This is a genomic window from Burkholderia sp. F1 (assembly GCF_050813845.1).
Classification (GTDB): Bacteria; Pseudomonadota; Gammaproteobacteria; order Burkholderiales; family Burkholderiaceae; genus Burkholderia; species Burkholderia ubonensis.
In genome coordinates this window covers 727,035-752,157 of sequence record NZ_CP172421.1, presented here as the reverse complement: position 1 = coordinate 752,157, position 25,123 = coordinate 727,035, and the positions used below count along the sequence as shown (strand labels likewise).

The 25,123-nt window shown below is 68.8% G+C and carries 24 protein-coding genes; 5 read left to right on the top strand and 19 right to left on the bottom strand.

The window, feature by feature from the left end; translation table 11 throughout:
- Nucleotides 1-26 precede the first annotated feature (26 nt).
- The 4 genes from ACFIMZ_RS03670 to edd all read right to left on the bottom strand — a co-directional run bounded on the left by ACFIMZ_RS03670 (nucleotide 27) and on the right by edd (nucleotide 4,653).
- Nucleotides 27-530, bottom strand: a complete 504-nt coding sequence (locus ACFIMZ_RS03670; protein WP_431821436.1) for a gluconokinase — start codon at nucleotides 528-530, stop codon at nucleotides 27-29.
- Between the two features lie 13 nt (nucleotides 531-543).
- Nucleotides 544-1,905: a GntP family permease gene (locus tag ACFIMZ_RS03665; RefSeq protein WP_431821435.1), complete on the bottom strand. Its 1,362-nt coding sequence runs from the start codon at nucleotides 1,903-1,905 to the stop codon at nucleotides 544-546.
- Between the two features lie 239 nt (nucleotides 1,906-2,144).
- Nucleotides 2,145-2,771 carry a bifunctional 4-hydroxy-2-oxoglutarate aldolase/2-dehydro-3-deoxy-phosphogluconate aldolase gene (gene eda / locus ACFIMZ_RS03660; RefSeq protein WP_431821434.1) on the bottom strand — a complete coding sequence of 209 codons (627 nt, stop codon included), beginning with the start codon at nucleotides 2,769-2,771 and terminating at the stop codon, nucleotides 2,145-2,147.
- Nucleotides 2,772-2,796: 25 nt separating this feature from the next.
- The gene (edd, locus tag ACFIMZ_RS03655; protein WP_431821433.1) at nucleotides 2,797-4,653 is read right to left on the bottom strand and encodes a phosphogluconate dehydratase; all 1,857 of its coding nucleotides are present in this window, start codon (nucleotides 4,651-4,653) and stop codon (nucleotides 2,797-2,799) included.
- Nucleotides 4,654-4,946: 293 nt separating this feature from the next.
- Between edd and ACFIMZ_RS03650 the strand changes: the two genes are divergently transcribed.
- Nucleotides 4,947-5,795, top strand: a complete 849-nt coding sequence (locus ACFIMZ_RS03650) for a MurR/RpiR family transcriptional regulator (RefSeq protein WP_431821432.1) — start codon at nucleotides 4,947-4,949, stop codon at nucleotides 5,793-5,795.
- 75 nt (nucleotides 5,796-5,870) lie between these two features.
- Here the strand turns inward: ACFIMZ_RS03650 and ACFIMZ_RS03645 are convergent, their stop codons facing one another.
- The 9 genes from ACFIMZ_RS03645 to ACFIMZ_RS03605 all read right to left on the bottom strand — a co-directional run bounded on the left by ACFIMZ_RS03645 (nucleotide 5,871) and on the right by ACFIMZ_RS03605 (nucleotide 15,008).
- Nucleotides 5,871-6,293 (bottom strand): CopD family protein, encoded by a 423-nt coding sequence (locus ACFIMZ_RS03645; RefSeq protein WP_431821431.1) that lies wholly within the window; start codon nucleotides 6,291-6,293, stop codon nucleotides 5,871-5,873.
- 17 nt (nucleotides 6,294-6,310) lie between these two features.
- Nucleotides 6,311-7,582 (bottom strand): glutamate-5-semialdehyde dehydrogenase, encoded by a 1,272-nt coding sequence (locus ACFIMZ_RS03640; protein ID WP_431821430.1) that lies wholly within the window; start codon nucleotides 7,580-7,582, stop codon nucleotides 6,311-6,313.
- Nucleotides 7,583-7,719: 137 nt separating this feature from the next.
- Nucleotides 7,720-8,814, bottom strand: a complete 1,095-nt coding sequence (holA, locus tag ACFIMZ_RS03635; protein ID WP_431821429.1) for a DNA polymerase III subunit delta — start codon at nucleotides 8,812-8,814, stop codon at nucleotides 7,720-7,722.
- A gap of 19 nt (nucleotides 8,815-8,833) precedes the next feature.
- Nucleotides 8,834-9,385, bottom strand: coding sequence for an LPS assembly lipoprotein LptE (gene lptE / locus ACFIMZ_RS03630; protein ID WP_431821428.1), 552 nt, complete (start codon nucleotides 9,383-9,385; stop codon nucleotides 8,834-8,836).
- Between the two features lie 38 nt (nucleotides 9,386-9,423).
- Complete coding sequence (gene leuS / locus ACFIMZ_RS03625; RefSeq protein WP_431821427.1) at nucleotides 9,424-12,018, bottom strand: leucine--tRNA ligase; 2,595 nt, start codon at nucleotides 12,016-12,018, stop codon at nucleotides 9,424-9,426.
- A 199-nt stretch (nucleotides 12,019-12,217) separates the two neighbouring features.
- Nucleotides 12,218-12,679, bottom strand: coding sequence for an ExbD/TolR family protein (locus ACFIMZ_RS03620; RefSeq protein ID WP_431821426.1), 462 nt, complete (start codon nucleotides 12,677-12,679; stop codon nucleotides 12,218-12,220).
- 26 nt (nucleotides 12,680-12,705) lie between these two features.
- Nucleotides 12,706-13,374, bottom strand: coding sequence for a MotA/TolQ/ExbB proton channel family protein (locus ACFIMZ_RS03615; RefSeq protein ID WP_059533500.1), 669 nt, complete (start codon nucleotides 13,372-13,374; stop codon nucleotides 12,706-12,708).
- A gap of 18 nt (nucleotides 13,375-13,392) precedes the next feature.
- Nucleotides 13,393-14,190 carry a 4-hydroxy-tetrahydrodipicolinate reductase gene (gene dapB, locus ACFIMZ_RS03610; protein WP_431821425.1) on the bottom strand — a complete coding sequence of 266 codons (798 nt, stop codon included), beginning with the start codon at nucleotides 14,188-14,190 and terminating at the stop codon, nucleotides 13,393-13,395.
- Between the two features lie 65 nt (nucleotides 14,191-14,255).
- Entirely contained in the window at nucleotides 14,256-15,008 is a 753-nt protein-coding gene (locus tag ACFIMZ_RS03605) for an outer membrane protein assembly factor BamE (protein ID WP_431821424.1), read from the bottom strand.
- Nucleotides 15,009-15,150: 142 nt separating this feature from the next.
- On the opposite strand from ACFIMZ_RS03605, the gene fur reads away from it, so the two are divergent.
- A complete protein-coding gene (gene fur / locus ACFIMZ_RS03600; RefSeq protein WP_010091326.1) occupies nucleotides 15,151-15,579 on the top strand; it encodes a ferric iron uptake transcriptional regulator in 429 nt (142 codons plus the stop codon).
- An 83-nt stretch (nucleotides 15,580-15,662) separates the two neighbouring features.
- Here the strand turns inward: fur and ACFIMZ_RS03595 are convergent, their stop codons facing one another.
- From ACFIMZ_RS03595 to ACFIMZ_RS03585, 3 genes are all read right to left on the bottom strand, one after another.
- Complete coding sequence (locus ACFIMZ_RS03595; protein ID WP_431821423.1) at nucleotides 15,663-16,187, bottom strand: ureidoglycolate lyase; 525 nt, start codon at nucleotides 16,185-16,187, stop codon at nucleotides 15,663-15,665.
- Nucleotides 16,188-16,201: 14 nt separating this feature from the next.
- Entirely contained in the window at nucleotides 16,202-17,209 is a 1,008-nt protein-coding gene (gene alc, locus ACFIMZ_RS03590) for an allantoicase (RefSeq protein WP_431821422.1), read from the bottom strand.
- Nucleotides 17,210-17,287: 78 nt separating this feature from the next.
- Nucleotides 17,288-18,616 carry a C4-dicarboxylate transporter DctA gene (locus ACFIMZ_RS03585; protein ID WP_431821421.1) on the bottom strand — a complete coding sequence of 443 codons (1,329 nt, stop codon included), beginning with the start codon at nucleotides 18,614-18,616 and terminating at the stop codon, nucleotides 17,288-17,290.
- A 214-nt stretch (nucleotides 18,617-18,830) separates the two neighbouring features.
- Between ACFIMZ_RS03585 and ACFIMZ_RS03580 the strand changes: the two genes are divergently transcribed.
- Nucleotides 18,831-19,553, top strand: coding sequence for a FadR/GntR family transcriptional regulator (locus ACFIMZ_RS03580; protein ID WP_431821420.1), 723 nt, complete (start codon nucleotides 18,831-18,833; stop codon nucleotides 19,551-19,553).
- A 113-nt stretch (nucleotides 19,554-19,666) separates the two neighbouring features.
- On the opposite strand, the gene cynR is transcribed toward ACFIMZ_RS03580, so the two are convergent.
- A complete protein-coding gene (gene cynR / locus ACFIMZ_RS03575; protein WP_431821419.1) occupies nucleotides 19,667-20,569 on the bottom strand; it encodes a transcriptional regulator CynR in 903 nt (300 codons plus the stop codon).
- A 250-nt stretch (nucleotides 20,570-20,819) separates the two neighbouring features.
- Here cynR and ACFIMZ_RS03570 point away from each other — a divergent pair, with 250 nt between their 5' ends.
- The gene (locus tag ACFIMZ_RS03570; protein ID WP_431821418.1) at nucleotides 20,820-22,019 is read left to right on the top strand and encodes an MFS transporter; all 1,200 of its coding nucleotides are present in this window, start codon (nucleotides 20,820-20,822) and stop codon (nucleotides 22,017-22,019) included.
- Between the two features lie 88 nt (nucleotides 22,020-22,107).
- Here the strand turns inward: ACFIMZ_RS03570 and ACFIMZ_RS03565 are convergent, their stop codons facing one another.
- Together ACFIMZ_RS03565 and ACFIMZ_RS03560 are read right to left on the bottom strand one after the other, a co-directional pair.
- Nucleotides 22,108-23,166 (bottom strand): L-idonate 5-dehydrogenase, encoded by a 1,059-nt coding sequence (locus ACFIMZ_RS03565; RefSeq protein ID WP_431821417.1) that lies wholly within the window; start codon nucleotides 23,164-23,166, stop codon nucleotides 22,108-22,110.
- Nucleotides 23,167-23,177: 11 nt separating this feature from the next.
- On the bottom strand, nucleotides 23,178-23,951 hold the full coding sequence (locus ACFIMZ_RS03560) for an SDR family NAD(P)-dependent oxidoreductase (protein WP_431821416.1): 774 nt from the start codon (nucleotides 23,949-23,951) through the stop codon (nucleotides 23,178-23,180).
- A 162-nt stretch (nucleotides 23,952-24,113) separates the two neighbouring features.
- On the opposite strand from ACFIMZ_RS03560, the gene ACFIMZ_RS03555 reads away from it, so the two are divergent.
- Nucleotides 24,114-25,004, top strand: coding sequence for a LysR family transcriptional regulator (locus ACFIMZ_RS03555; RefSeq protein ID WP_431821415.1), 891 nt, complete (start codon nucleotides 24,114-24,116; stop codon nucleotides 25,002-25,004).
- Nucleotides 25,005-25,123 lie beyond the last annotated feature (119 nt).

Here is a 25,123-nt window from a genome sequence, read left to right as displayed (position 1 = left end):
GCCAGTCCGATTGCCGCGAACCGCGCTCAGTGCTGCTGCGCGACGCCGATCGTCCGGATCACGTGATCGACGATCTGCTCCGGCGTCAGCTCGATGCTGACCTCGATCGCTTCGTCCGGGCCCGGCTCCTCGAGCGTGTCGAGCTGGCTCTGCAGCAGCGACGGATCGAAGAAATGGCCGGTGCGGCTCTTCAGGCGCTCGTGCAACACGTCGAACGAGCCCTTCAGGTACACGAACCGCACATCGGCGTCGTTGCCGCGCAGCACATCGCGGTACGAACGCTTCAGCGACGAGCAGGTGAAGACGGCCGTCTCGCCCGCGCGCCGCTTGTCCTCGATGGCGGCACGGATCGTCCGCAGCCACGGCCAGCGGTCGTCGTCGGTCAGCGGAATGCCCTGGTGCATCTTCTCCTTGTTGGCGGCGCTGTGAAACGCGTCGCCGTCGGTATAGCTGCACGACAGGCGCTCCGCCAGCATCTCGCCGATTCGCGACTTGCCCGCGCCCGACACGCCCATTGCGATCAGAATCATTGACTACCCCTTGTTACAGAAACGCGCTCAGCACCAGCGTAAACGTGAGGCCGAGCACCGAGATGATCGTTTCGAGCAGCGTCCAGGTCTTGAACGTCTGGCCGACCGTCATCCCGAAATACTCCTTGATCAGCCAGAAGCCGCCGTCGTTGACGTGCGAGAAGATCAGCGAACCCGATCCCGTCGCCAGCACCAGCAGTTCCGGACGAACCGTCACGCCCGACGCGGCCGCGATCGGCGCGACGATGCCGCAGGCGGTCGTCATCGCGACCGTCGCCGAGCCCGTGGCCAGACGAATCAGCGCCGCGACGAACCAGCCGAGCAGCAGCGGCGACAGATGCGCCTGCGTCGCGGTCGCGACGATCTGCTGCGAGATCCCGCTGTCACGCAGGATACCGCCAAAGCCGCCGCCCGCGCCGACGATCAGCGTAATCCCTGCGATCGGCGCCAGGCACTCGCCGCAGAACTTCTGGATCTGCTCGCGGTTGAAGCCCTGCAGCCTGCCGAACGTGAAGAAGCTCACGAGCACCGCGATCAGCAGCGCGACGTCCGAGTTGCCGGCGAAGCGCAGCAGGCTGTTCGGCAGCGTCTTCGGTGCGAACACGAGGTCGGCCCAGCTGCCGACCAGCATCAGGATCACCGGCAGCATGATCGTGAACAGCGTGATGCCGAAGCCCGGCAGTTCGCGCTTCTTGCCCTCGGTGTGCGATTCGACGAATTGCGCGGCGAGCGGGTTGTTTTCCGGCAGCTTCACGAACTTCGAGATCGTCAGCGCGAACAGCGGACCGGCGACGATCGCGGTCGGCACGCCGACGATCAGGCCGAACGCGATCGTCTTGCCGATGTCGGCGCCGTATTGCTGCACCGCGAGCAGCGCGGCCGGGTGCGGCGGAATCAGGCCGTGCACGACCGACAGGCCCGCGACCATCGGCAGGCCGACGACGAGCAGCGACTTGCCGGTGCGCTTCGCGACGTTGAACGCGATCGGGATCAGCAGCACGAAGCCGACTTCGAAGAACACCGGCAGGCCGACGATGATCGCGACGAACATCATCGCCCAGTGGATGTTCTTTTCACCGAACCAGTCGATCAGCGTGGTCGCGATCCGCTCCGCGCCGCCCGATTCGGCCATCATCTTGCCGAGCATCGTGCCGAGGCCGACGACGATCGCGATATGGCCGAGCGTGCCGCCGGTGCCCGTCTCGAACGACTTGACGATCTTGTCCATCGGCATCCCGACGACCAGGCCGAGGCCGAGCGACACGATGATGAGGACCAGGAACGGATAGATCTTGAACCGCGCGATCATCACGATCAGCGCCACGATCGCGATCACGGTGTAAATGAGCAGCATGCTGCCTTGGACAGCGCCCATGTGGACTCCTCCTTGGGATTTATTCGAATCGGGCCGCCTTGCGCCATGCGCGAGGCTGGTTGCGAGTATGCCCGGCTATGCAGGTCTCCGAAATGGCGGGGTGCCCCCCGCCGTCAGGACGCTGAATTTTACTTATCTTTACCGCCGAGCGATAGAACCGGTTCCATCAGCAAAAACCCTCGGCAAAACAAGCACTAAGCGCTGTTCGACCGAGGGTGAAGCTGCCATTTCGTACAAGTTCAACGGGGGAGCTGGCTGGCGGCTTGCGCGAGGCGCGTGACTTCCGCCCAGTCCTGCGCGGCGAGCGCCGCCTTCGGGGTCAGCCACGAGCCGCCGACGCACACGACGTTCGGCAACTTGAGGAAATTCGGCGCGGTGTCGACCGTGATGCCGCCCGTCGGGCAGAACTTCAGCGCGGGGAACGGGCCGTGGAACGCCTGCAGCATCGGCACGCCGCCCGCCTGCTGGGCCGGGAAGAACTTGACGATCTCGTAGCCGAATTCGAGCGCCTGGATGATGTCGCTCGGCGTCATCACGCCCGGCAGCAGCGGCAGGCCCGCGTCGAGCGCGGCGAGGTGCAGGTCCTTCGTCAGGCCCGGCGACACGCCGAACTGCGCGCCGGCCTTCTTCGCCTGCGCGCAATGCTCGGGCTTCGTGATGGTGCCGACGCCGACGACGATGTCGTCCGCGAGCTGGCTCGCGCGTTCGATCGCCTCCAGGCCCGCCGCGGTGCGCAGCGTGATCTCGAGCACCTTCACGCCGCCCGCGTGCAGCGCGCGCGACACCTGTTCGCCCTGCTCGACCGAGTCGAATGCGAGCACCGGAATCACCGGGCCCAGCTTCACGATTTCGCCAATCGTCTTCATCGATGCCTCTCCTTGAATCTCGAAGTTACGCGGTGACGCGGGCGGCCGCTTCGCCGACCAGCGCCCCGAAAACCGATGCGCCCTGCTCCGCCGGCGCGGCCGCCGCGCGGAATACGCCGAACAGCTCGCGCCCGAAGCCCACCTCGTTGTCCGCCTGGTGCAGCGGCTGCGCGACCGGGCGCGCGTGCCATTCGGCGTCGTCGATCTCGATGTCGAGCACGCCCGCCTCCGCGTCGATCACGAGCGTGTCGCCCGTCCGCACCTTGCCGAGCGGGCCGCTCAGCAGCGCCTCCGGCGACACGTGAATCACCGCCGGCACCTTGCCCGACGCGCCGGACATGCGGCCGTCGGTGACGAGCGCGACATGAAAGCCCTGATCCTGCAGCACGCCGAGCAGCGGCGTCAAACGGTGCAGCTCGGGCATCCCGTTCGCGCGCGCGCCCTGGAAACGCACCACCGCGACGAAGTCGCGCTTCAGCTCGCCGCGATCGAACGCTTCCTGCACGGCCTCCTGCGAATCGAACACGATCGCGCTCGCCTTCACCTTGCGGTGCTCCGGCGCGACCGCCGAAATCTTGATCACGCCGCGGCCGAGGCGGCCCTGCATCAGGCGCAGCCCGCCGTCTGGCTGGAACGGCTCGCCGATCGGGCGCAGCACCTTCGCGTCGTGGCTCTCGGCCGCGCCGTCGACCCACGTCAGCTTGCCGTCGATCAGCCTCGGCTCCTTCGTGTAGTGCGAAAGCCCCTTGCCGGCGACGGTCGTCACGTCCTCATGCAGCAGCCCGCCTTCGAGCAGGTTGCGCACCAGGAACGCGATGCCGCCCGCCGCGTGGAAGTGGTTCACGTCGGCCTTGCCGTTCGGATAGATTTTCGCGAGCAGCGGCACCGCGCCCGACAGCTCGTCGAAGTCGTCCCAGTCGATCAGGACGCCGGCCGCGCGCGCGATCGCGACGAGGTGCAGCGTGTGGTTGGTCGAGCCGCCCGTCGCGAGCAGCGCGACGATGCCGTTGACGATCGCCTTCTCGTCGATCACGTGGCCGATCGGCGTGTAGTGGCCGCGCTCGACGGTCAGGTCGAGCACGCGGCGCGCGGCCTCGGCCGTCAGCGCGTCGCGCAGCGGCGTATGCGGATGGACGAACGCCGAGCCCGGCAGGTGCAGGCCCATCAGCTCCATCAGCATCTGGTTGCTGTTCGCGGTGCCGTAGAACGTGCAGGTGCCGTGGCCGTGGTATGCGGCCGACTCGGCCTCGAGCAGCGCGTCGCGGCCGACCTGGCCGGTCGCGAACTGCTGGCGGATCCTCGCCTTGTCGTCGTTGGACAGGCCGCTCGTCATCGGGCCGGCCGGCACGAAGATCGTCGGCAGGTGGCCGAACTGCAGCGCGCCGATCAACAGGCCCGGCACGATCTTGTCGCAGATGCCGAGGCACAGCGCCGCGTCGAACATGTTGTGCGTGAGCGCGATCGCGGTGCCCATCGCGATCGCCTCGCGCGAGAACAGCGACAGCTCCATCCCCGGGTTGCCCTGCGTAACCCCGTCGCACATCGCCGGCACGCCGCCCGCGAACTGCGCGACGCCGCCGTTCGCGCGCGCGGCCGCCTTGATGATGTCGGGGAAATCCTTGTACGGCGCGTGCGCGGACAGCATCTCGTTGTACGAGGACACGATGCCGATGTTCGGTTGCTTGATCGCCTTGATTTCGAACTTGTCGTTGCCTTCGAGGCCCGCGAAACCGTGCGCGAGGTTCGCGCAAGACAGCGCGCCGCGTGCGGGGAACCGGCCCTGCGCGCCGTCGATGCGCTTCAGGTAAGCGGAACGGGTCGACTGGCTGCGCGCGATCACGCGTTCGGTGACTTTCGCCAGGGTGGGATGCAGCGAGGTCATGCTGGGCGCTCCTGTATGCCGGCCGACACCGGCGGTTGGAATCGTGGGGACGGTCGAATGCAACGACTGAACGAAGCCAGTCTAGTAGAAAAACTACACGCATGCAATGCGGGTTGGCAGGCCCGAAACTCGAATTCCCGCCTCAGACAAGGCATTGACTAGTGAAAACCCTAACCATACATCTCGAGCCCGCCGCCAAGCCCGTCAATTCGAGCTAGCATTTTCATGTAGATTTTCTACAATTTGATTGCGATACACTCGCTCATCCGAACCCGATTTCCACCTGCCGTCCCATGCTGCCCCGCATCGAAGCGATCCGCCCCGAACTGCGCCCGTCCGAGCGCAAGCTCGCCGACTACATCCTCGCCGCGCCGCGCGAGGTGCTCGACCTCGCGATGACCGAGCTGTCCGCGCGCGCCGGCGTCAGCCAGCCGACGATCGCGCGCTTCTGCCAGGCGCTCGGCTGCAGCGGCTTTCGCGAATTCAAGATCCGGCTCGCGCAGAGCGTCGCGCCGGGCGTGTCGTCGGTCTACCGCGACGTCGAGCCGGACGAGCCCGCGCCGGGCATCATCGGCAAGGTGTTCGACCGCACGATCGGCGCGCTGATCGAGGTGCGCAACAGCCTGTCGGCGGGCAGCGTCGCCGATGCGATCGCGCTGCTGTCGAACGCGTCGCGGATCGAGTTCTACGGCGCGGGCGGCTCGGGCATCGCCGCGCAGGACATCCAGCACAAGTTCTTCCGGCTCGGCGTGCCGAGCGTCGCGTATTCGGATCCGCACACGTTCTCGATGTCGTCGGCGCTGCTCGGCCCGCAGGACGTCGTCGTCGCGATCTCGAACACCGGCCGCACGCGCGACATCGTCGAGGCCGCGCGCGCGGCGCTCGCGTGCGGCGCGAAAGTCGTCGCGATCACGCAAAGCCACTCGCCGCTCGCGAAGCTGGCGACGGTGAGCCTGGCGTCGAACGTCGCGGAGGAAACCGACGTGTTCTCGCCGATGACGTCGCGGATGTCGCACCTTGCTATCGGCGACATCCTCGCGGTCGGCGTCGCGCTGTCGCGCGGGCCCGCGCTGATGGAACGGGTCGGCCGCGCGAAGGAAGCGATCACGCGCCGCCGGATCGACGCGAACTCGAAGGAATAGCGGCATCCGCGCGCACAACGGAAAACGGCGCCCCGAGGGGCGCCGTTGCGCATGCACGCGTGCCGCGCGGCCGGATCAGAACGGCTTGATGACCGCGAGCGCGACCGCCGCGAGCATCCCGAGCACCGGCAGTTCGTTGAACACGCGATACCACCGGTCGGAGCGGCGGTTCTCGCCGCGCTCGAACACCTTCAGCAGGTGGCCGCAATACGCGTGATAGACGATCAGCAGCAGCACGACCGTGACCTTCGCGTGCACCCAGCCCTGCCCCTGGCCGATGCCGATCACGAGCCACAGCCACATGCCGCACGCGAGCGCCGGCACCGCGATGAACGTCATGAAGCGGAACAGCTTGCGCGCCATCACGAGCAGCCGGCGAATCGCGGCGGGATCGGTTTCCATCGCGAGGTTCACGTAGATGCGCGGCAGGTAGAACAGCCCCGCGAACCACGACGCGATCAGTACGATATGGAACGTCTTGACCCAGAGCATTGCCATCGGTTGCGCGCCTCGCGTTACTGACGTCCTTCGCCGTGCCCGAGCACGACGTACTTCAGCGACGTCAGCCCCTCGAGACCGACCGGGCCGCGTGCATGCAGCTTGTCGTTCGAGATGCCGATCTCCGCGCCGAGGCCGAATTCGAAGCCGTCGGCGAAGCGCGTCGATGCGTTGACCATCACGCTCGCCGAATCGACTTCGCGCAGGAAGCGCATCGCGCGGTCGTGATCCTCGGTGACGATCGCGTCCGTGTGGTGCGAGCCGTAATGGTTGATGTGCTCGATCGCGGCGTCGAGGCCGTCGACGATCTTGATCGCGAGCACCGGCGCGAGATATTCGGTATGCCAATCTTCTTCGGTCGCGTCGACGAGCTCGCCGACGCCGGCGTCGGCGAGCACCGCGCGCGCGGCCGCATCGACGCGCAGCTCGACGTTCTTCTCGCGATACAGGCGGCCGAGCGGCGGCAGCACCGCCGGCGCGATGCCGCTCGCGACGAGCAGCGTCTCCATCGTGTTGCACGTGCCGTAGCGGTGCGTCTTCGCGTTGTCGCAGACGGTGATCGCCTTGGCCAGGTCCGCGCGATCGTCGACGTATACGTGGCAGATGCCGTCGAGGTGCTTGATCATCGGCACGCGCGCCTCGTTGATCAGGCGCTCGATCAGGCTCTTGCCGCCGCGCGGCACGATCACGTCGACGTATTCGGTCATCGTGATCAGCTTGCCGACCGCTGCGCGATCGGCGGTTTCGACAACCTGCACCGCGTCCTGCGGCAGGCCCGCCGACGCGAGCCCTTCGCCGATCAGCTTCGCGAGCGCGGCATTCGATTCGAGCGCCTCGGAGCCGCCGCGCAGGATCGTCGCGTTGCCGGACTTCAGGCACAGCGCCGCCGCGTCGATCGTCACGTTCGGGCGCGATTCGTAGATGATGCCGATCACGCCGAGCGGCACGCGCATCTGGCCGACCTGGATCCCGCTCGGACGGAACTTGAGATTGCCGATCTCGCCGATCGGATCGGCGAGCGACGCGACCTGGCGCAGCCCTTCGACCATCGTGTTCAGCGCCTTGTCGGACAGCGTCAGGCGATCGATGAACGCCGCATCGTGCCCTTTGTCGCGGGCCCGCGCGACGTCGCGCGCGTTCGCGTCCTTCAGCGCCTGCGCATCGCGCTCGATCGCGCGGGCGACCGCATCGAGCGCCGCGTTCTTCGCCGCCGTGCTCGCACGCGCCATCGCGCGGGAAGCCTGCCGGGCGCGGCGCCCCAGGTCCGTCATGTACTGATCGATATCCATCGTGTGACTCGAAAAGCGGGCCGCGCAACGCGGCGTGAATTCGTCGGGAAAGGCGCGACGCGGCGGCATCGGCCGCGCCGGCTGTCGAAGCAATTGTAAGCGGGTTGCGGACGGCGCGCTGAGGCCGGAGCCGGGACTTAGCGCCGCATGCGACCCGCGGTCGACGGTCGCTCGCCCTGCGTGCCCGCGACCGTCATCGCGAGCTGGAACAGGCCGTCCCACGGATCGGGCGGCGGTTCGTCCTGCGTGCGCCGGCCCGGCGTCACCGCGGACAGGCCCTTGACCTGCCGGTCGAGCCGCGCGGCGAACGCCAGCGCCTTCTCGAGCGCGGCTTCGGTCACGCGGCCGAGCGCGGGGCCGACCAGCCGCTCGCGCGGCCCCCATACTCGGTTCTCGCGCAGCAGCGTTGCGAGCGGCTTGCCGGCCGTCACGCCGCGCTTGATCCGCAGCAGCGTGCGCAGCTCCTCGACGACCGCCCACATCACGAGCACGATCGCCTCGCCCTCGCCCTTCAGGCCGTCGATCATCCGCGCGAGCCGCGCGGCGTCGCCGGCGAGCATCGCCTCGTTCAGCTTGAAGACGTCGTAGCGGGCGACGTTCAGCACCGCGTCGTGCATCTGCTCGAACGACAGCGCGCCCTGCGGATACAGCAGGCCGAGCTTCTGGATTTCCTGGTGCGCGGCGAGCAGGTTGCCCTCGACGCGCTCCGCAATGAACTGCAGCGCGCGCCGGCCATCCTCGCCGGCCGCGACGCGCTGGCCCTGCATCGCGAGGCGCTGGCCGATCCAGTTCGGCAACTGCGCGCGGTCGACCGGATCGATCTTCAGCGCGACGCCGCCGTTCAGGAGCGCGGTGAACCACGCGGATTTCTGCGTCGCCGCATCGAGGCGCGGCAGCGTGACGAGCACCAGCGCGTCCGGATTGCTCGCGGCGGCGAGCGCCTTCAGCGCGTCGGCGCCTTCCTTGCCGGGCTTGCCCGACGGAATGCGCAGCTCGATCAGCTGGCGCTCGCCGAACAGCGACATCGCCTGGGTCGCGCCGAGCAGCAGGCTCCAGTCGAAGCCGCGCTCGACCGTGTGCACCGAGCGCTCGGTGAAGCCGGCCGCGCGCGCGGCGGCGCGGATCCGGTCGCACGCTTCCTGCGCGAGCAGCGGCTCGTCGCCGAATACGGTGTAGAGCCCGGCCAGCCCCTTCGCGAGGTGCGGCTCCAGCGCGTCTAGTCGCAGTTGCATCGGTTCGTGCGCCCGCGTTTCACAGCGGCGGCGGCGGCAGCGGCGCGCGCGGCGCGACGCCCGGCACCACGTCTTCCGGCGCCGGATTCAGCGAATGCACGATCGCGAGACGGCGCATCAGCTGGTCGACCGCGTCCCGCTGCATGTCGCCGTAGAGAATATCGGCTTCCTGCGCCTTCGCGTTCGTGTACTGGTCGCTGTACGTCATCGCGCGGTTCAGCGCGATCAGGCTCGGCGGAATCAGCACCGTGCCGTCCTTGCTCGTCAGCGTGTAGCCCAGCGAGTAATTGAGCACGTATTCCGCGACCGCGCCGTACTGGTTCAGCGTCAGCGTGCCCTGCGCGCGCGATTCCGACATGTGCAGCACCGCGTCGGCCTCGTCCGGCACCTTGACGACCTTCGTGTCGCTGCCGGCCTCGACGAGGCGCGTGAGCCGCGCCTCGACGGGTGCCGGCGCACCGGCGATCAGCAGGTGCTTGAACGCATAGTCCTGCTGGCCCCGCAACTGGAAACCGCATGCCGACAGCATGACCGCGCTGCCGACGAGCATCAAAAACGATCTGCGGATCACCTTCGCTCCTTCAGAATTCGCCGAGGGCCTGCCGGCCCTCAGACGACGATGTTCACGAGGCGGCCCGGCACGACGACGATCTTCTTCGCCGGCTTGCCCTCGCCGAACTTCGCGAACGCCTCGTCGGCAACCGCCGCGGCCTCGATGGCCTCGCGGCTCGCGTCCTTCGCGACCTTCAGCGCGCCGCGCACCTTGCCGTTCACCTGCAGCACGAGTTCGATCTCGGCCTGCTCGAGCGCAGCCTCGTCGACCTTCGGCCACGGCGCGTCGAGCAGCGGGCCGAATTCGTCCGCATAGCCGAGCGTCTTCCAGAGCTCGAACGTGATGTGCGGCACGACCGGGTACAGCACGCGCAGCAGCACGCCGTACACTTCGCGCAGCACGGCGGGCGTCGCGCCCTTCGCGCCGTCGATCGCGTTGAGCATCTTCATCGTGGCCGACACGACCGTGTTGTACTGCAGGCGCTGATAGTCGAAGTCGGCCTGCTTCAGCACGCTGTAGATCTCGCGGCGCAGCGCCTTGTCGGCGTCGCCGAGCTTGGCCGCGTCGAACGCCGCGCGCTCCGCGAGCGCTTCGCGGTTCGCGGCGCCGAAGCTCCACACGCGGCGCAGGAAGCGGCTCGCGCCCTCGACGCCCGCGCCGGACCACTCGAGCTGCTGCTCCGGCGGCGCGGCGAACATCGTGAACAGGCGCGCGGTGTCCGCGCCGTACTGGTCGATCAGCACCTGCGGATCGACGCCGTTGTTCTTCGACTTCGACATCTTCTCGATGCCGCCGAGCACGACCGGCTGGCCGTCCGCGTTCAGCGTCGCGCCGACCGGGCGGCCCTTCTCGTCGAACGCAACGGTCACGTCGGCCGGGTTGTACCAGGTCTTCTTGCCCGACGCGTCCTCGCGGTAGAACGTCTCGTTCAGCACCATGCCCTGCGTCAGCAGGTTCTTCGCCGGCTCGCCGAACTTCACGAGGCCGAGGTCGCGCATCACCTTGGTCCAGAAGCGCGAGTACAGCAGGTGCAGGATCGCGTGCTCGATGCCGCCGATGTACTGGTCCATCGGCATCCAGTAGTCGGTGCGCGCGTCGACCATCGTGGCGGCGTCCGGCGCCGTGTAGCGCGAGAAGTACCACGACGAATCGACGAACGTGTCCATCGTGTCGGTCTCGCGCTTCGCGGCCGCGCCGCACTTCGGGCACGCGCAGTTCAGGAACGCTTCCGACTTCGCGAGCGGGTTGCCCGAGCCGTCCGGCACGAGGTCTTCCGGCAGCACGACCGGCAGGTCCTGCTCCGGCACCGGCACGTCGCCGCACGACGGGCAGTGGATGATCGGGATCGGCGTGCCCCAGTAGCGCTGGCGCGAGACGCCCCAGTCGCGCAGGCGCCACGTGACCTGCTTGTCGCCGAAGCCGCCGGCCTTCAGGTCGGCCGCGATCGCGTCGACCGCCGCGCCGTAGTTCAGGCCGTCGTACTTGCCGCTGTTCACGCACACGGCGACGTCCTTGTCGCCGTACCACTCCTGCCATGCGTCGGTCGACCAGGTCTGGCCTTCGGCCGCGATCACCTGCTTGATCGGCAGGTGGTATTTCTTCGCGAACGCGAAGTCGCGCTCGTCGTGCCCGGGCACGCCCATCACCGCGCCTTCGCCGTAGCTCATCAGCACGTAGTTGCCGATCCACACCTCGACCGGCTCGCCCGTCAGCGGATGCGTGACCGTGAAGCCGGTCGGGACGCCCTTCTTCTCCATCGTCGCCATGTCGACCTCGGCGACGCCGCCGCGCTTGCATTCGTCGATGAACGCCTGCAGTTCCGGCTTGCCCTGCGCGAGATGCGTCGCGAGCGGGTGTTCGGCCGCGATCGCGCAGAACGTCACGCCCATGATCGTGTCCGCGCGGGTCGTGAACACGCGCAGCAGCTTCTGCTCGCCGTCGAGCGCGTACGGGAAGCCGAAGTTCACGCCGAAGCTCTTGCCGATCCAGTTCTGCTGCATGATCTTCACGCGCTCCGGCCAGCCGAGGCCGTCGAGATCGTTCAGCAGCTCATCCGCGTACTGCGTGATGCGCAGGTAGTACATCGGGATCTCGCGCTTCTCGACGAGCGCGCCCGAGCGCCAGCCGCGCCCGTCGATCACCTGCTCGTTCGCGAGCACGGTCTGGTCGACCGGGTCCCAGTTCACGGTGCCCGTCTTCTTGTACGCGATGCCCTTCTCGAGCATCTTCAGGAACAGCCACTGGTTCCACTTGTAGTAGTCGGGCTTGCAGGTCGCGATCTCGCGCGACCAGTCGATCGCGAGCCCCATCGACTGCATCTGGCCCTTCATGTAGTCGATGTTGTCGTAGGTCCACTTCGCGGGCGGCACGCCGTTCGCCATCGCGGCGTTCTCGGCCGGCATCCCGAACGCGTCCCAGCCCATCGGCATCAGCGTGTTGTAGCCGTTCATCCGCAGATAGCGGTACATCACGTCGTTGATCGTGTAGTTGCGCACGTGACCCATGTGCAGCTTGCCGGACGGGTACGGCAGCATCGACACGCAGTAGAACTTCGGCTTCTGCGTGTCTTCCTTCGTCTTGTAAGCATCGGCTGCGCGCCAGTCGCGCTGGGCGGCGGCTTCGACGTCGGCGGGTACGTATCTCTCGTGCATGGTGTGGTTCGGACTAGGCTTTAAGCGGCGTGACGGACACGCGCGGGAGTGTGGATCGAAAATCGTGCTTGCCCGGGTTACCTGGAGAATTTCTGCCAACCGGGGAAAAACGACGATTATACCGTCCGCGCCGGCCCGCACGGCCGGTCTCGCGGGCCGCGGCCCGTTCGCAACGGCGGCGTGGCGGGCCCCGGCCCGCTCAGCGGTTCGCCGGCGCGGCGGGCGGCGCGACGGAACCGCCCTGCGGCATTGGCAGGTCGGTCACGAAACCGATCCGCGCGAGGCCCGCGGCTTGCGCCGCGCCCATCACCTGCGCGATCACGTCGTAGCGCGTCGCGCGCGACGCGCGCAGCCTCAGCTCGGGCGGCGAGCCGCCCGCGGCGGCCGCGCTGAACCTCGCCGGCAGCGCGTCGAGCGCGACCGGCGTGTCTTCCCAATAGAGCTTGCCCGCGTCGTCGATCGACAGCGTGATGGCCTGCGGCGTGTCGCGCGCGGCTTCGGCCGCAACCTTCGGCAGGTCGAGCCGGATCGCATGCGTCATCAGCGGCGCGGTCACGATGAAAATGACGAGCAGCACGAGCATCACGTCGATCAGCGGCGTCATGTTGATCTCCGCCATCGGCGCGGACGTCTTGTGGTGCTCCAGTCCGCCGAATGCCATGGTTGCCCCTTTTCGGAAAGCGCGCGTCAGGCGTCGCTCGCGCACACGAACACGTGCAGGTCGCGCGCGAAGCCGTCGAGCTCCTCGGCGAGCTGGCGCACGAGCCGCCCGAGGATGTTGTACGCGAGCACGGCCGGGATCGCGACCACGAGCCCGAACGCGGTCATGATCAGCGCCTCGCCGACCGGCCCCGCGACGCTCTCGATCTGCGCCTGCCCGCTCGCGGCGATGCTGCCGAGCGCGTGATAGATGCCCCAGACGGTGCCGAGCAGCCCGACGAACGGCGCGGTGCTGCCGATCGACGCGAGCAGCACCTGGCCGAACTCGAGCCGCCGCTGCGAGCGCAGCATCGCATGGCGCAGCGCACGCAGCACCCGCTCGCTGCGTTCGACGCGCGCGGCCAGCGCGGCGGGGTCGTGGTCGTGGGCGGCGTCGCGGGCGGCTTCGGCAAGCGGCACGAACACGCGCTCGCGATCGGCGCCGGCAAGCGCCGCGATGCCCGCGTCGAGCGTCGGCGCCCGCCAGAACGCGGCGAGCGCGCCCGGCCCCTGCCACTTCGCACGGACCAGCAGCCACGCCTTCACGACGAGGAAGCACCAGCTGGCGACGGACATCGCCGCCAGCACGTAGGCGACGGCGTGCGTGACCGCATCGCCGCTTTCGAGGTAGTGGATAACGCCGGTGGGAATCGCCATCGGAGTGTCCGGCGCGCGTCAGCGCAGGCCGAGCACGTCCTGCATCTCGTACAGGCCGGCGCCGCGCGCCGACAGGAAGCGCACCGCGCGCAGCGCGCCCTGCGCGTACGACACGCGGCTCGACGACTTGTGGGTGATCTCGATCCGCTCGCCGATCCCGGCGAACAGCACGGTGTGGTCGCCGACGATGTCGCCGCCGCGGATCGCCGAGAAGCCGATCGTCGACGGATCGCGCTCGCCCGTCACGCCGTGGCGGCCGTACACCGCGCAGTCGTCGAGCGAACGGCCGAGCGCGCCGGCGACCGCTTCGCCCATCATCAGCGCGGTGCCCGACGGCGCATCGACCTTGTGACGGTGATGGGCCTCGATGATCTCGATGTCGTAGCCGTGCGAGAAGTGCTTCGCGGCGAATTCGAGCAGCTTCAGCGTGACGTTCACGCCGACGCTCATGTTCGCGGAGAACACGATGCCGATCTGGTCCGACGCGGCGCGCAGCGTCGCCTTCTGCTCGTCGGTGAAGCCGGTCGTGCCGATCACGAGCTTCACGTCGTGGCGCAGCGCGGCCTCGACGTGCGCGATCGTGCCTTCCGGACGCGTGAAATCGATCAGGTAGTCGGCCTGCGCGAACACGGCGTCGAGGTCGTCGGTCAGCCGGACGCCGGTTTCCCTGCCGAGGAACGCGCCCGCGTCCTGGCCGAGATGTGGCGAGCCGGCGCGGTCGAGCGCGCCGACGAGCTGCGCGTCGGAATCGTTAAGAACGGTTTCGATCAGCATCCGGCCCATGCGGCCCGACGCCCCGGCAATCGCAATCTTCATGGCTTTCTACACGAAAGGGTCAAGAGCGGGCGGCGCATGCCGCCCCGTTTCCGCGCGCCGCGCGCTTATTGCGCCGGTGTGGTGACGGACTGATTCTGCAGCGCATCGGACCCCTGCGGGCCGACGGGCGGCGCTGCCTCGTTCGACACGGTCGGCTGCGGCGGGCGATGGAACTGGAACTGCGGCTGGATCGTCGGGTTCGCGCCCGGCGGCTGCCCGCCCGGCACCGGCGCACCGGCCGACGCCTGCGCGGACGGCGTGAAGCGCCGCGAGGACCCGCCCTGCCCGGACACCTGGCTGGTCGCGCGGTTGGCCGCGCGCGCGGCTTGCGCGTTCGCGTCCTGGTCGGCGACGGCGCTGGCGCTCGCCGCTTCCGGCACCACGACCGCCGCCGGTGCGGCAGCCGCCTGCTTCGCCTTCTTGCCGCGCTTGTCGCCGTCGATGTCGGCCAGCAGGTCGAGCTCCGACGGCAGGTTGTCGGCACCCGTCCAGCCTGCGAGGCGGTCGCCCGAGAACGTCAGCACGAGATCGCGCTGCTGGACGACGGACGTCGAGCCGCGCTTGAAGTAGAACAGGTAATCCCAGCGGTCGGCGTGGAACATGTCCGAAAGCAGCGGGGTACCGAGCAGCGCGCGCACCTGCTCGCGCGTCATCCCGGTCTGCAGCTGCGACGCCTTCTCCTGCGACACGAAGTTACCCTGCACGACCGTGATCCGGTAGGGTGTGATGCGCTGCGCGATGCGCTGCGTCACGCTGTCGTACGACGAACAACCAGCCAGCGCGGCAACGGCGGCGGCAGCGATGATGGCACTCCGCATGCGGCTCCTCTGAAAGTGCGAAAGAGATTCTGGAATCATTTCCCTCACCGTGCTGACCCGCCTCGCAGGCCGCGCGTGTTTCTGTAACGGCGAAAAGCCGGTAACATTGAAGCCCTGCATTGTACTCTAGGGATGCCTAGCCATGACCAATCCGACGGATCTCAAGAATATCGGGCTGAAGGCCACCCTACCGCGCCTCAAGATTCTCGAGATCTTCCAGCAAAGCCCCGTCCGCCACCTGACGGCCGAAGACGTCTACCGCAACCTGCTCAACGAGCAGCTCGACATCGGGCTCGCGACGGTCTACCGCGTGCTGACGCAGTTCGAGCAGGCCGGCCTGCTGACGCGCAGCAACTTCGAGTCCGGCAAGGCGGTATTCGAGCTGAACGAGGGCTCGCACCACGACCACCTCGTGTGCCTCGACTGTGGCCGGGTCGAGGAGTTCTTCGACGCGGAGATCGAGAGCCGCCAGCAGTCGATCGCGCGGGAACGCGGCTTCAAGCTCCAGGAGCACTCGCTCGCGATGTACGGCTCCTGCACGACCGAGAACTGCCCGCACCGCAAGCACTGATCCGCGCGCACGCGCACGCGAAACGGCCCGCCCGGCATCCCGCCGGCCGGGCCGTCGTCTTTTGTGGCGCGTTCCGGTGCCGGTCAGGCCGCGCTCGCGCAGGCCGGCGCGAGTTCGAGCCGCCAGACGCCGTCGAGCGGGATCTCGTCGCAGTTCGGCTGCGCGCCGCCGCGGTCGACGACGACGAAGTCGCTCACCGCATCGAGCGCGAGCAGCGGATGGTGCCAGACACCCTTCGCGTAATTCACGCCCTGCCAGCCTTCCGCCAGGAACGCGCGCATCGCGTCCGGCCGGAACTCGCCCGCCGGCGCGACGACGATCGCGTAGCGCGACACCGCCGCGAGCGGAATGAACGCCTGGCTGCCGTGCGGATGGCGCTCCATCATCGTGATCGCGATCGGCAGCGTGCGCGGCTGCGCGCGAAACACGCTGACGAGCGGGCGCCCGCCGTCCTCGCACACGTCGATCGTCGCGAGGTCGTGGAAGCGCTCGGTCGTGCCGCCGTTGATCGGAAAATGCCGGGCGCCGTCGAGCGCGATCACGTCGCCGAACGGCGCGAACGCGTCGCGGGTCAGGCGCTCGACGCGCAAGGTGTGCGGTCCGCTCATGTCCTTCCCCTCCGTCAGACCGGTTCGCCCCACAGGCGCAGGCGCGACACGCCGCCGTCCGGGAAGATGTTGAAGCGCACGTGCGTGACCGGGCCGAGCGCCGCGAGCTGGTCGAACGCATGGACGTGGTCCATCGACAGCTTTTGCTCGCCGAGCAGTTCGGGCCAGAACATCGCCTGCGTGACCAGCGAATCGTCGGTGCCGCCCGCGACATAGGCGGCCTGCAGCGAACAGCGGTCCGGAAAGTTGCCCTTGAAGAACGCGGTGTCGACCTCGACGCGGCGGATCACGCCCGGCCGCGCGAGCGCGACGATCGCCCAGTCGTTGCCCGGCTCCCGGCGGCGGCGGGTTTCCCAGCCGTCGCCCATGTTCACGCCGCGCCCCGGCATCAGCATCTGCGACGCCGCGCCGAAGTGCTGGTTGTTCGCGGCGACCACGCAGCCGCCGTGCTCGGCCGCCGCGAGGTCGGTCAGCTCGCCGTGCGGCGCGCGGCTCCAGTCGCGCTGCGGCTGGCCATACACGCGCAGCCGCGCGAGCCCGCCGTCCGGGTACAGGTTCACGCGCAGGTGCGTGCAGGGCTGCGGATCGGTCACGTCGACGTAGTGGTGGCTGTTGCCCTGCAGCGTCGTCGCGGGCACGATCGGGCGCCATTCGGCATCGTCGGGCGGCATCTCGGCGTCGGCAATGCAGCCTTCGATCGACGCGGCCGGCGGGAAGTTGCCGGTGAAGTGACTGGTATCGAGATCGACGCCGTGGATCACGCCCGGCCGCGCGAGCCGGATCACGCAGAAATCGTGGCCGGTCGTGCGCTTGCGGCGCGTCTCCCAGCCGTCCATCCACTTGCCGTGATCGTCGTACTTGCCGGGAATGAACACGGCCGGCTCCGGGTTCAGCATGCGCTCCTTCGGCGCGAAGAACTCGTCGCTCGCGTAGAGCGCCTTCGCACCGAGGCGCGGATCGGCGAGGTTCATGTAGCGCCGCGTGAAGGCCGGCGCGTTCGGATCGAGAATAGGGGCTGCCATGTCGTCTCCTCAATTCTGGCTGAAACGCCGGCGCGTCGAGACGCCGGCGGCATGACGGGAATGCGGGTCGAAGCGCGCTCAGATCGCGTGAGCCTGGTCGCCGGCAAGCGGCGCGGTGCCGGCGACATCCTCCTCCTCGGCCGGCACGTAGCGCAGTTCGCGGTTCAGCACGCGCTTCGCGCGAGCCTTGTCGATATCGTTCTCCCACACCGCGACGACCACCGTCGCGACGCAGTTGCCGATCAGGTTGGTCAGCGCGCGGGCGATGCCGACGAACCAGTCGACCGGCAGGATCAGCACGAGGCCGAGGACGGGAATCGCGGGAATCGCCGACAGCGTCGCCGCGAGGATCACGATCGCCGAGCCCGGAATTCCGTGCGCGCCCTTCGACGTGACGAGCGACACCAGCAGCACGACGATCAGGTCGTGCGTCGACAGCGGCGTGTTGGTCGCCTGCGCGATGAACAGCACCGCGAGCGTCAGGTAGATCGAGAAGCCGTCGAGGTTGAACGAATAGCCGGTCGGGATCACGAGGCCGACCGTCGAGTCCTTGATGCCCATGTATTCGAGCTTGCGCATCACCTGCGGCAGCACCGCGTCCGACGACGCCGTGCCGAGCACGATCGACAGCTCCTCGCGCAGGTAGCGGATCAGCTTGAACACGGAGAAGCCGGCGAACCGCATCACGATGCCGAGCACCACGGTGACGAACACGATGCAGCTCAGGTAGAACACGGCGACGAGGTAGCCGAGCTGCTTCAACGACGCGACGCCGTACTTGCCGGTCGTGAACGCGATCGCGCCGAGCACGCCGAGCGGCGCGAGCTTGATGATGAAACCGATCACGCGGAAGAACACGTGCGACAGCTCCTCGATCAGCGAGTTGACGCGCTTCGCCTTGTCGCCGAGCAGCGACAGCGCCGAGCCGAACAGCACCGCGAACACGAGGATCTGCAGGATGTCGCCCTTCGCGAACGCGTCGATCGCGGTGTCGGGGATGATCTTCATCAGGTAGCCGGCCGTGTCCTTCAGGCTCTCGGCGTTCTTCGCGTACGACGCGAGCGACGCCGCGTCGAGCGAATGCAGATCGATGTTCATCCCGACGCCGGGGCGCGTCAGCCACGCGAGCACGAGCCCGATGCCGAGCGCGAGCGTGGTCATCACCTCGAAGTAGACGACGGCCTTCAGGCCGACCCGGCCGACCTTCTTCAGGTCGCCCGCATTGGCCATCCCGCTGACCACGACGCAGAACACGATCGGGCCGATGACCATCTTGATGAGCTTCAGGAAACCGTCGCCGAGCGGCCGCAGCGACTCGGCGAAATGCGGGAAGAACGCGCCTAGCGCGACCCCGAGGACCAATGCGACAACTACCCGGCCAAACAGCGAATTGAGGAATTTCGACACGGCGCTCTCCCGAACCAACGGTTGCAGTTTCGTCTGTTCATACTGGTAAGACCAGTGATGTTATGGACGATAGTAGGAAGCCGATATAGTCGAGTCAAGGAAGAACAAAATAGGGATTTCCCGCCCCTTTCCAGCCCCTCCGGCGGGGCTGGAGCGCGAGCCGGATCGTGACTTTCCCGTAGGCCGGCGATGCACCGCGCGCGTGCGGATTACAATGCCGGTCAGACCGGCCATCATTCGCATCATGAAAAACGTTCCGCACACCGTGACCGACGCCGCCATCGCGACGATCCGCGACCGGATCGAGGCAGGCGTGTATCCGGTCGGCAGCCTGCTGCCGGCCCAGCGCCAGCTTTCCGAGGAGCTGGAGATCAGCCGCGCGTCGCTGCGCGAGGCGCTGTCGACGCTCGAGGCGCTCGGGATGCTGCGCATCCGCGCGGGCAAGGGCGTCTATGTCGAAAGCGCGCAGGCGACGGCCGGCCATGCGTGGCGTTTCGCCGAGCAGTCGTCGCCGCCCGACACCTACCAGATGCGCTATGCGCTCGAAGGCTTCGCCGCGCGGATGGCCGCGCGCGTCGTCACCGACGACGACATCGCGTGGTTCGAGGACAACCTCGCCGAACTGCACGTCGCGCTGACCGACAACGCGCTCGACGAGGCGTCGCAGCTCGACTTCGAATTCCACATGCGGATCGTCAACGTGGCCGGCAACGCGGCGATCGAATCGATCCTGCGCAGCAGCGCCGACATCATGAAGGAAAGCCAGCGGATGCCGTTCTACCGGCGCGAGCTGCTGTTCTCGACGTGGCACGAGCACCGCGCGATCGTCGACGCGCTGATCGCGCGCGATCCGGCCGCCGCCGGCGCGGCGATCGAGACGCACATCTCGAACGCGGCGCAGCGCGCGGGCGTGTTCTTCCCGACGCCGGGCGCCTGAGCGGCCGGTCGGCCGGTCGTTCCGCCTTTCCGGCGCTTCCGGCGCTTCCGGCGCTTCCGGCGCTCTTCAGCCTTTCCGGTCTCCGCGATCGTTCCGGCCAAAGTCCACTAACGTCAACCAACGTCCGCTAACGCCTGCGCATCGCGATGCGCGAGCGTGCGTTCGACGAACGCGCGCGCCGCGACGCTGCGGTACGCGCCCTTGCGCGTCAGCAGCGCGGCCGTGCGCGTCGGCAGCGGCGGATCGAGTTCCAGCGCGCACAGATCGCCGCTCGCCCGCGCGATCGCGTCCGGCAGCACCGTCGCGAGGCGGCCGCGCCGCACCATCTCGAGAATCGCGTTGATCGCGTTCACCTCGATCGCGATGCGCGGCCGCGCGCCGTGGTCGACGAAATACTGGTCGATGCTCGCGCGCGTCGCGAACGCGCGGCTCAGCAGGATCAGCGGCTCGTCGCCGAGCTCGGCCGGCGTCAGCGCGCGGCGGCGGCGCGCGAGACGGTGCGTGCGGCCCGCCACGAGCACGAGCGATTCGTCCCACAGCGGCGTCACGTCGATGTCCGGCAGCCGTGCGGGCGTGAACGCGAAGCCGGCGTCGAGCCGGTCGTCGGCGAGCAGCGCCTCGATCCGCTCCTGCGGCATCGCGTCGATCGTCAGCGTGACGTTCGGGTACGCCGTGTTGAACGCATCGACGAGCGAGCCGATCAGGTACGCGGTGAAGGTCGGCGTCATCGCGAGCCGCAGCGACCCGCTGCTCAGGTCCGCGACGTCATGCACCGCGCGCTGCCCCGCGTCGAGCTCGTGCAACGCGGCGCGCGCATGCCGCGCGTAGGCCTCGCCGAATTCGGTGAGCCGCACGGCACGGCCCGAGCGGTCGAACAGCTGCACGCCGAGCTGATCCTCGAGCTGGCGAATCTGCTGCGACAGCGTCGGCTGCGACACGTGCAGCACCTCGGCCGCGCGCGTGAAATTGCGCTGTTCGGCGACGGCCAGGAAATAGCGGATGTGGCGGAGGAGCATCGCGGATCAGGTATTGGTTCAACCAATCGAAACCATAGCAATCCAGTCTTGGACGCTATGGTCGGATGTCCGCATCATACGCACTTCGATACCGGCACGCCGTGCCTGCCGCCGCATCGGTGCGACCCGCGAATGCGGCAACCGCGCCGCCCGGCACACCTGGCCGGCAGATCCGCGCCGGCCCGTTTCCTGTAACCCGCGCCACGCCGGCGACACATGCCGCCGGTCCGCGCCGCCGCTTTCCCGACTCATGAAACCGCACCACGACACCCACCCGCCCCTGACGCGCGGCATGACGCTGCTGTTCGCCTGCGCGTGCGGCATCGTCATCGGCAATATCTATTACGCGCAGCCGCTGCTCGCCGCAATCGCGCGCAGCTTCGGACGCGCGCCGGCCGAACTCGGCTATCTCGTCACACTCACGCAGCTCGGCTACGCGGCAAGCCTGCTGCTGATCGTGCCGCTCGGCGACGCGCTCAACCGGCACACGCTGATCGTCCGGCTGCTCGCGCTCAACGTGGTCGCGCTGGTGGCGGTGGCCTGCAGCACGAACTTCACCACGTTCATCGCCGCGAACGTCGCCGTCGGCTTCGTCACCTGCTCGACGCAGCTCCTGGTGCCGTTCGCCGCGTCGCTCGCCGACGCGCGCACGCGCGGCCGCGCGGTGGGCACGGTGATGAGCGGCCTGCTGCTCGGCATCCTGCTCGCGCGCGTCGCGGCCGGCGCGATCGCCGACTGGCTCGGCTGGCGCGCGGTGTACGCGATCGCCGCGCTGATGGTGCTGGGCCTGACCGGCGTGCTCGCGGCGAAGCTGCCGAAGGACCGCCGCGATGCGCGGCTCGATTACGCGGCGCTGATGAAGTCGCTCGCCGCGCTCGTGCGCGCGCAGCCGCTGATCGCGCTGCGCTCCGCCTACGGCGCGCTCGTGTTCGCGTGCTTCAGCCTGCTGTGGACCGGCCTCACGTTCCTGCTCAGCCAGCCGCCCTATGGCTATACGGAAGGCCAGATCGGCCTGTTCGGCGTGGTCGGGGCGGTCGGCGCGCTGGCGGCGACATCGGCGGGGCGGCTCGTCGACCGCGGGCACGGCAACGCGGCGACGGGCCTGTTCGCCGCCGCGGTGCTCGCGTCGTTCGCACTGATCGCCGCCGGCGCGCACTCGCTCACGGCGCTGATCGCCGGGATCCTGCTGCTCGACGTCGGCGTGCAGGGCATGCACATCTCGAACCAGAGCGTGATCTACGCGCTCGCCGGCGACGCGCGCAGCCGCGTGACGACGATCTACCTGACGAGCTACTTCCTCGGCGGCGCGCTCGGGTCGTTCGCGGCGAGCGCCGCGTTCGGCGTCGACGGCTGGCGCGGCGTGTGTGTCGCGGGCGCGGTGCTGGCGGGCGCGCTGATCGCGCTCTGGCTTGCGTCGCAGCGCGTCGGCGCACGGCAGGCGACGCAGTAACGCGACTTCCGTCGGCAGGACGCAATCTGTCGCGGGATCGCGCAGGACCGGATGGCAGCCGCCCGACCACCCATCCGCCCCGCCGGCGTCACGCCGCCGCGTCCGCGAAATCGATCAGCACCTTCATCGCGCGCCGCCGGTCGCCCGCCAGCTCGAACGCGCGGCCCGCGTCGCGCATCGGGAACACCCCGGTCACGGCGGGCCGCAGGTCGACGCGGCTTTCGTTGATCAGCTGCACGGCCAGCGCGAACTCCGAATGGAAGCGGAACGACCCGCAGATCGACAGCTCCTTCGCGACCACGACGTTCTGCGGCAGGCTCACGTCGCCGCCGAGCCCGAGCTGCACGACGACGCCGCGCGGGCGCATCACGTCGAGCCCGTCGCGCAGCGCGCGCGCATTGCCCGAGCATTCGAGCATCACGTCGAACGTGCCCTTGTCCGCGCCGTAGCGCGCAACCCACGCCGTATCGGTCGCCGCGTTGATCGTGCAGTCGGCGCCGAGCGCGCGCGCGATCGCGAGCGGCTCGTCGACGACGTCGGTCGCAACCACTTCCGCCGCGCCGTGGGCGCGGGCGGCCGCCACGGCCAGTGCGCCGATCGGCCCGCAGCCGGACACCAGCACGCGGCGGCCGATCAGTGGACCGGCGCGCGACACCGCGTGCAGGCCGACCGCGAACGGCTCCGCGAGCGCGGCGAGCGACAGCGGCACGTGATCCGCGACCTTCACGCACTGGCGCGCGTCGCACACCAGCGCATTGCGGAACGCGCCCTGCACGTGCGGCATCCGCATCGCGCTGCCATAGAAGCGCATGTCGAGACACTGGTTCGGCAAGCCTTCGGCGCAGTAGCGGCATGCGCCGCACGGCCGGCTCGGATTGACCGCGACGCGGTCGCCGACCTGCACGGACGTCACGTCCGGCGCGACCGCGGCGACCGTGCCGGCCACCTCGTGCCCGAGCACCATCGGCTGCTGCAGGCGCACCGTCCCGAAACCGCCGTGCCGGAAATAATGCAGGTCGGACCCGCAGATGCCGCCCATCGCGACGTCGACCCGCACCTGGCCCGGGCCGATCTCGCCCGGGTCCTGCTCCTCGAGCCGCAGGTCGTTCGGCCCATGAATCACGAGACACATGCAACGCATGCGCATGATGGTTCCCCTTATACGGCGCTCGTCATGCCGCCGTCGACGAACAGCGTCTGGCCGTTCACAAAATCGGACGCCGCGGACGCCAGAAAGATCGCCGCGCCGCACAGCTCGTCGACGCGCCCCCAGCGGCCGGCCGGCGTGCGCTTGCACAGCCAGTCGGAAAACCCGGGATCGTCGACCAGCGCCCGATTCAGTTCGGTTTCGAAATAACCGGGCGCGAGGCCGTTGGCCTGGATGCCGTGGCGCGCCCAGTCCGCGCACATGCCCTTCGTGAGCATCCGCACCGCGCCCTTGGTGGCCGCATACGGCGCGATCGACGGCCGCGCGAGCTCGCTCTGCACCGAGCAGATGTTGATGATCTTGCCGCGTCCGCGCGCGATCATGTGGCGTGCGACCGCCTGCGCGACGTTGAACACGCCGTCGAGGTTCACGCGCATCAGCGCGTGCCAGTCGTCGGGATCGAACGCGTCGAGCGGCGCGCGGCGCTGGATGCCGGCATTGTTGACGAGAATGTCGATCGCGCCGACGCGCGCCTCGAAGTCGTCGATCGCCGCGCGCACCTGGCCATGCCCGGTCACGTCGAACACCGCATAGTCGGCCGTGAAGCCTTCCTCGCGGAACTGCCGCGCGAGCGACGCCGCCTTGCCCTCATCGCGATCATTGATGACGATCGCCGCCCCCGCTTCGGCCAGGCCGCGGGCGAGCGTCAGCCCGATCCCGCGTCCCGATCCGGTGATCAGTGCGCGGCGGCCGTCCAGGCGGAACCGGTCAAGCGCATTCGCCATGTCTGTCTCCTCGAGTGCCGGGCGAGCCGGCCGCCCATCGCGGCCGGTCTCGCGCTGACCGTATCTTCGATCCCTGGCCCGGCACTGCGCCAATGGTCTTTTTTGATGTGGTTATCATCGAATCCGATCACCGGATTTCCGTCTCCCTTCGCCCCACCGCCCATGGAACTCAAGCAACTGCGCGCCTTCGTCACCCTCGCGGAAGAACTGCATTTCGGGCGCGCGGCGCAGCGCCTGTTCATCGTGCAGTCCGCGCTGAGCATGCAGATCAAGGCGCTCGAGGAGGAGCTCGACGCGCGGCTGTTCGAGCGCGACCGGCACAAGGTCGAACTGAGCGACACCGGGCGGGTGTTCCTGCCCGAGGCGCGCGCGACGCTGCAGCAGGCCGCACGCGCCGAGCAGATCGTGCGGCTGTCGAGCCGCGGCGAGATCGGCACGCTGCGCATCGCGTTCGTGTCATCGGTGCTGCCGGCGCTGCTGCCGGCGGTGCTGCGCGAGATGCGTGCGCGTTACCCGCTGATCACGCTCGAACTGAAGGACATGCCGACGCCCGACCAGGTCGCGGCGCTGCGCGACCGGCGGATCGACTTCGGGATGATCCGTCTGCCGGCCGCGTATGCGGGCATCGACACGCGCGTGGTGCTCGAGGAAGGGTTCATCGTCGCGCTGCCGCTCGAGCATCCGCTCGCCGCGCGCGACGCGATCGCGCCGGCCGACCTGCGCGGCCATCCGGCGTTCGTGCTCGCGCGGCGCTATGCGCCGGGCTTCCACGACGACATGCTGCTCGCGCTGAGCCGCGCCGGCACGACGCTCGAGATCGCGCAGGAGTTCGGGGAATTCACGACGATGCTCGCGCTCGTCGCGGCGGGAATGGGGATCGGGCTGATCCCGGCGGAAGCGGCAAGCGCGCTGCCGCCGAACGTGCTCGCGCGGCCGCTCGATCTCGGCGGGCACCGCAGCGGCATCGGCCTCGCGTGGACCGACCTCGACAGCCCGGTCAAGCGGGCTTTCGTCGATGCCGTCGAGCAGGTTGCGCCGAACGCGGATCGCTGACGGCGACGCGGACAGGGTATCCGATCGGTGCGGGTGCGCCGCCCGCCCGAATGCAAAAAGGCCCGGCCGGCGAGAAGCCGAGCCGGGCCCGATCGCGGCGCGGGCCGCCTTGCGGCGGC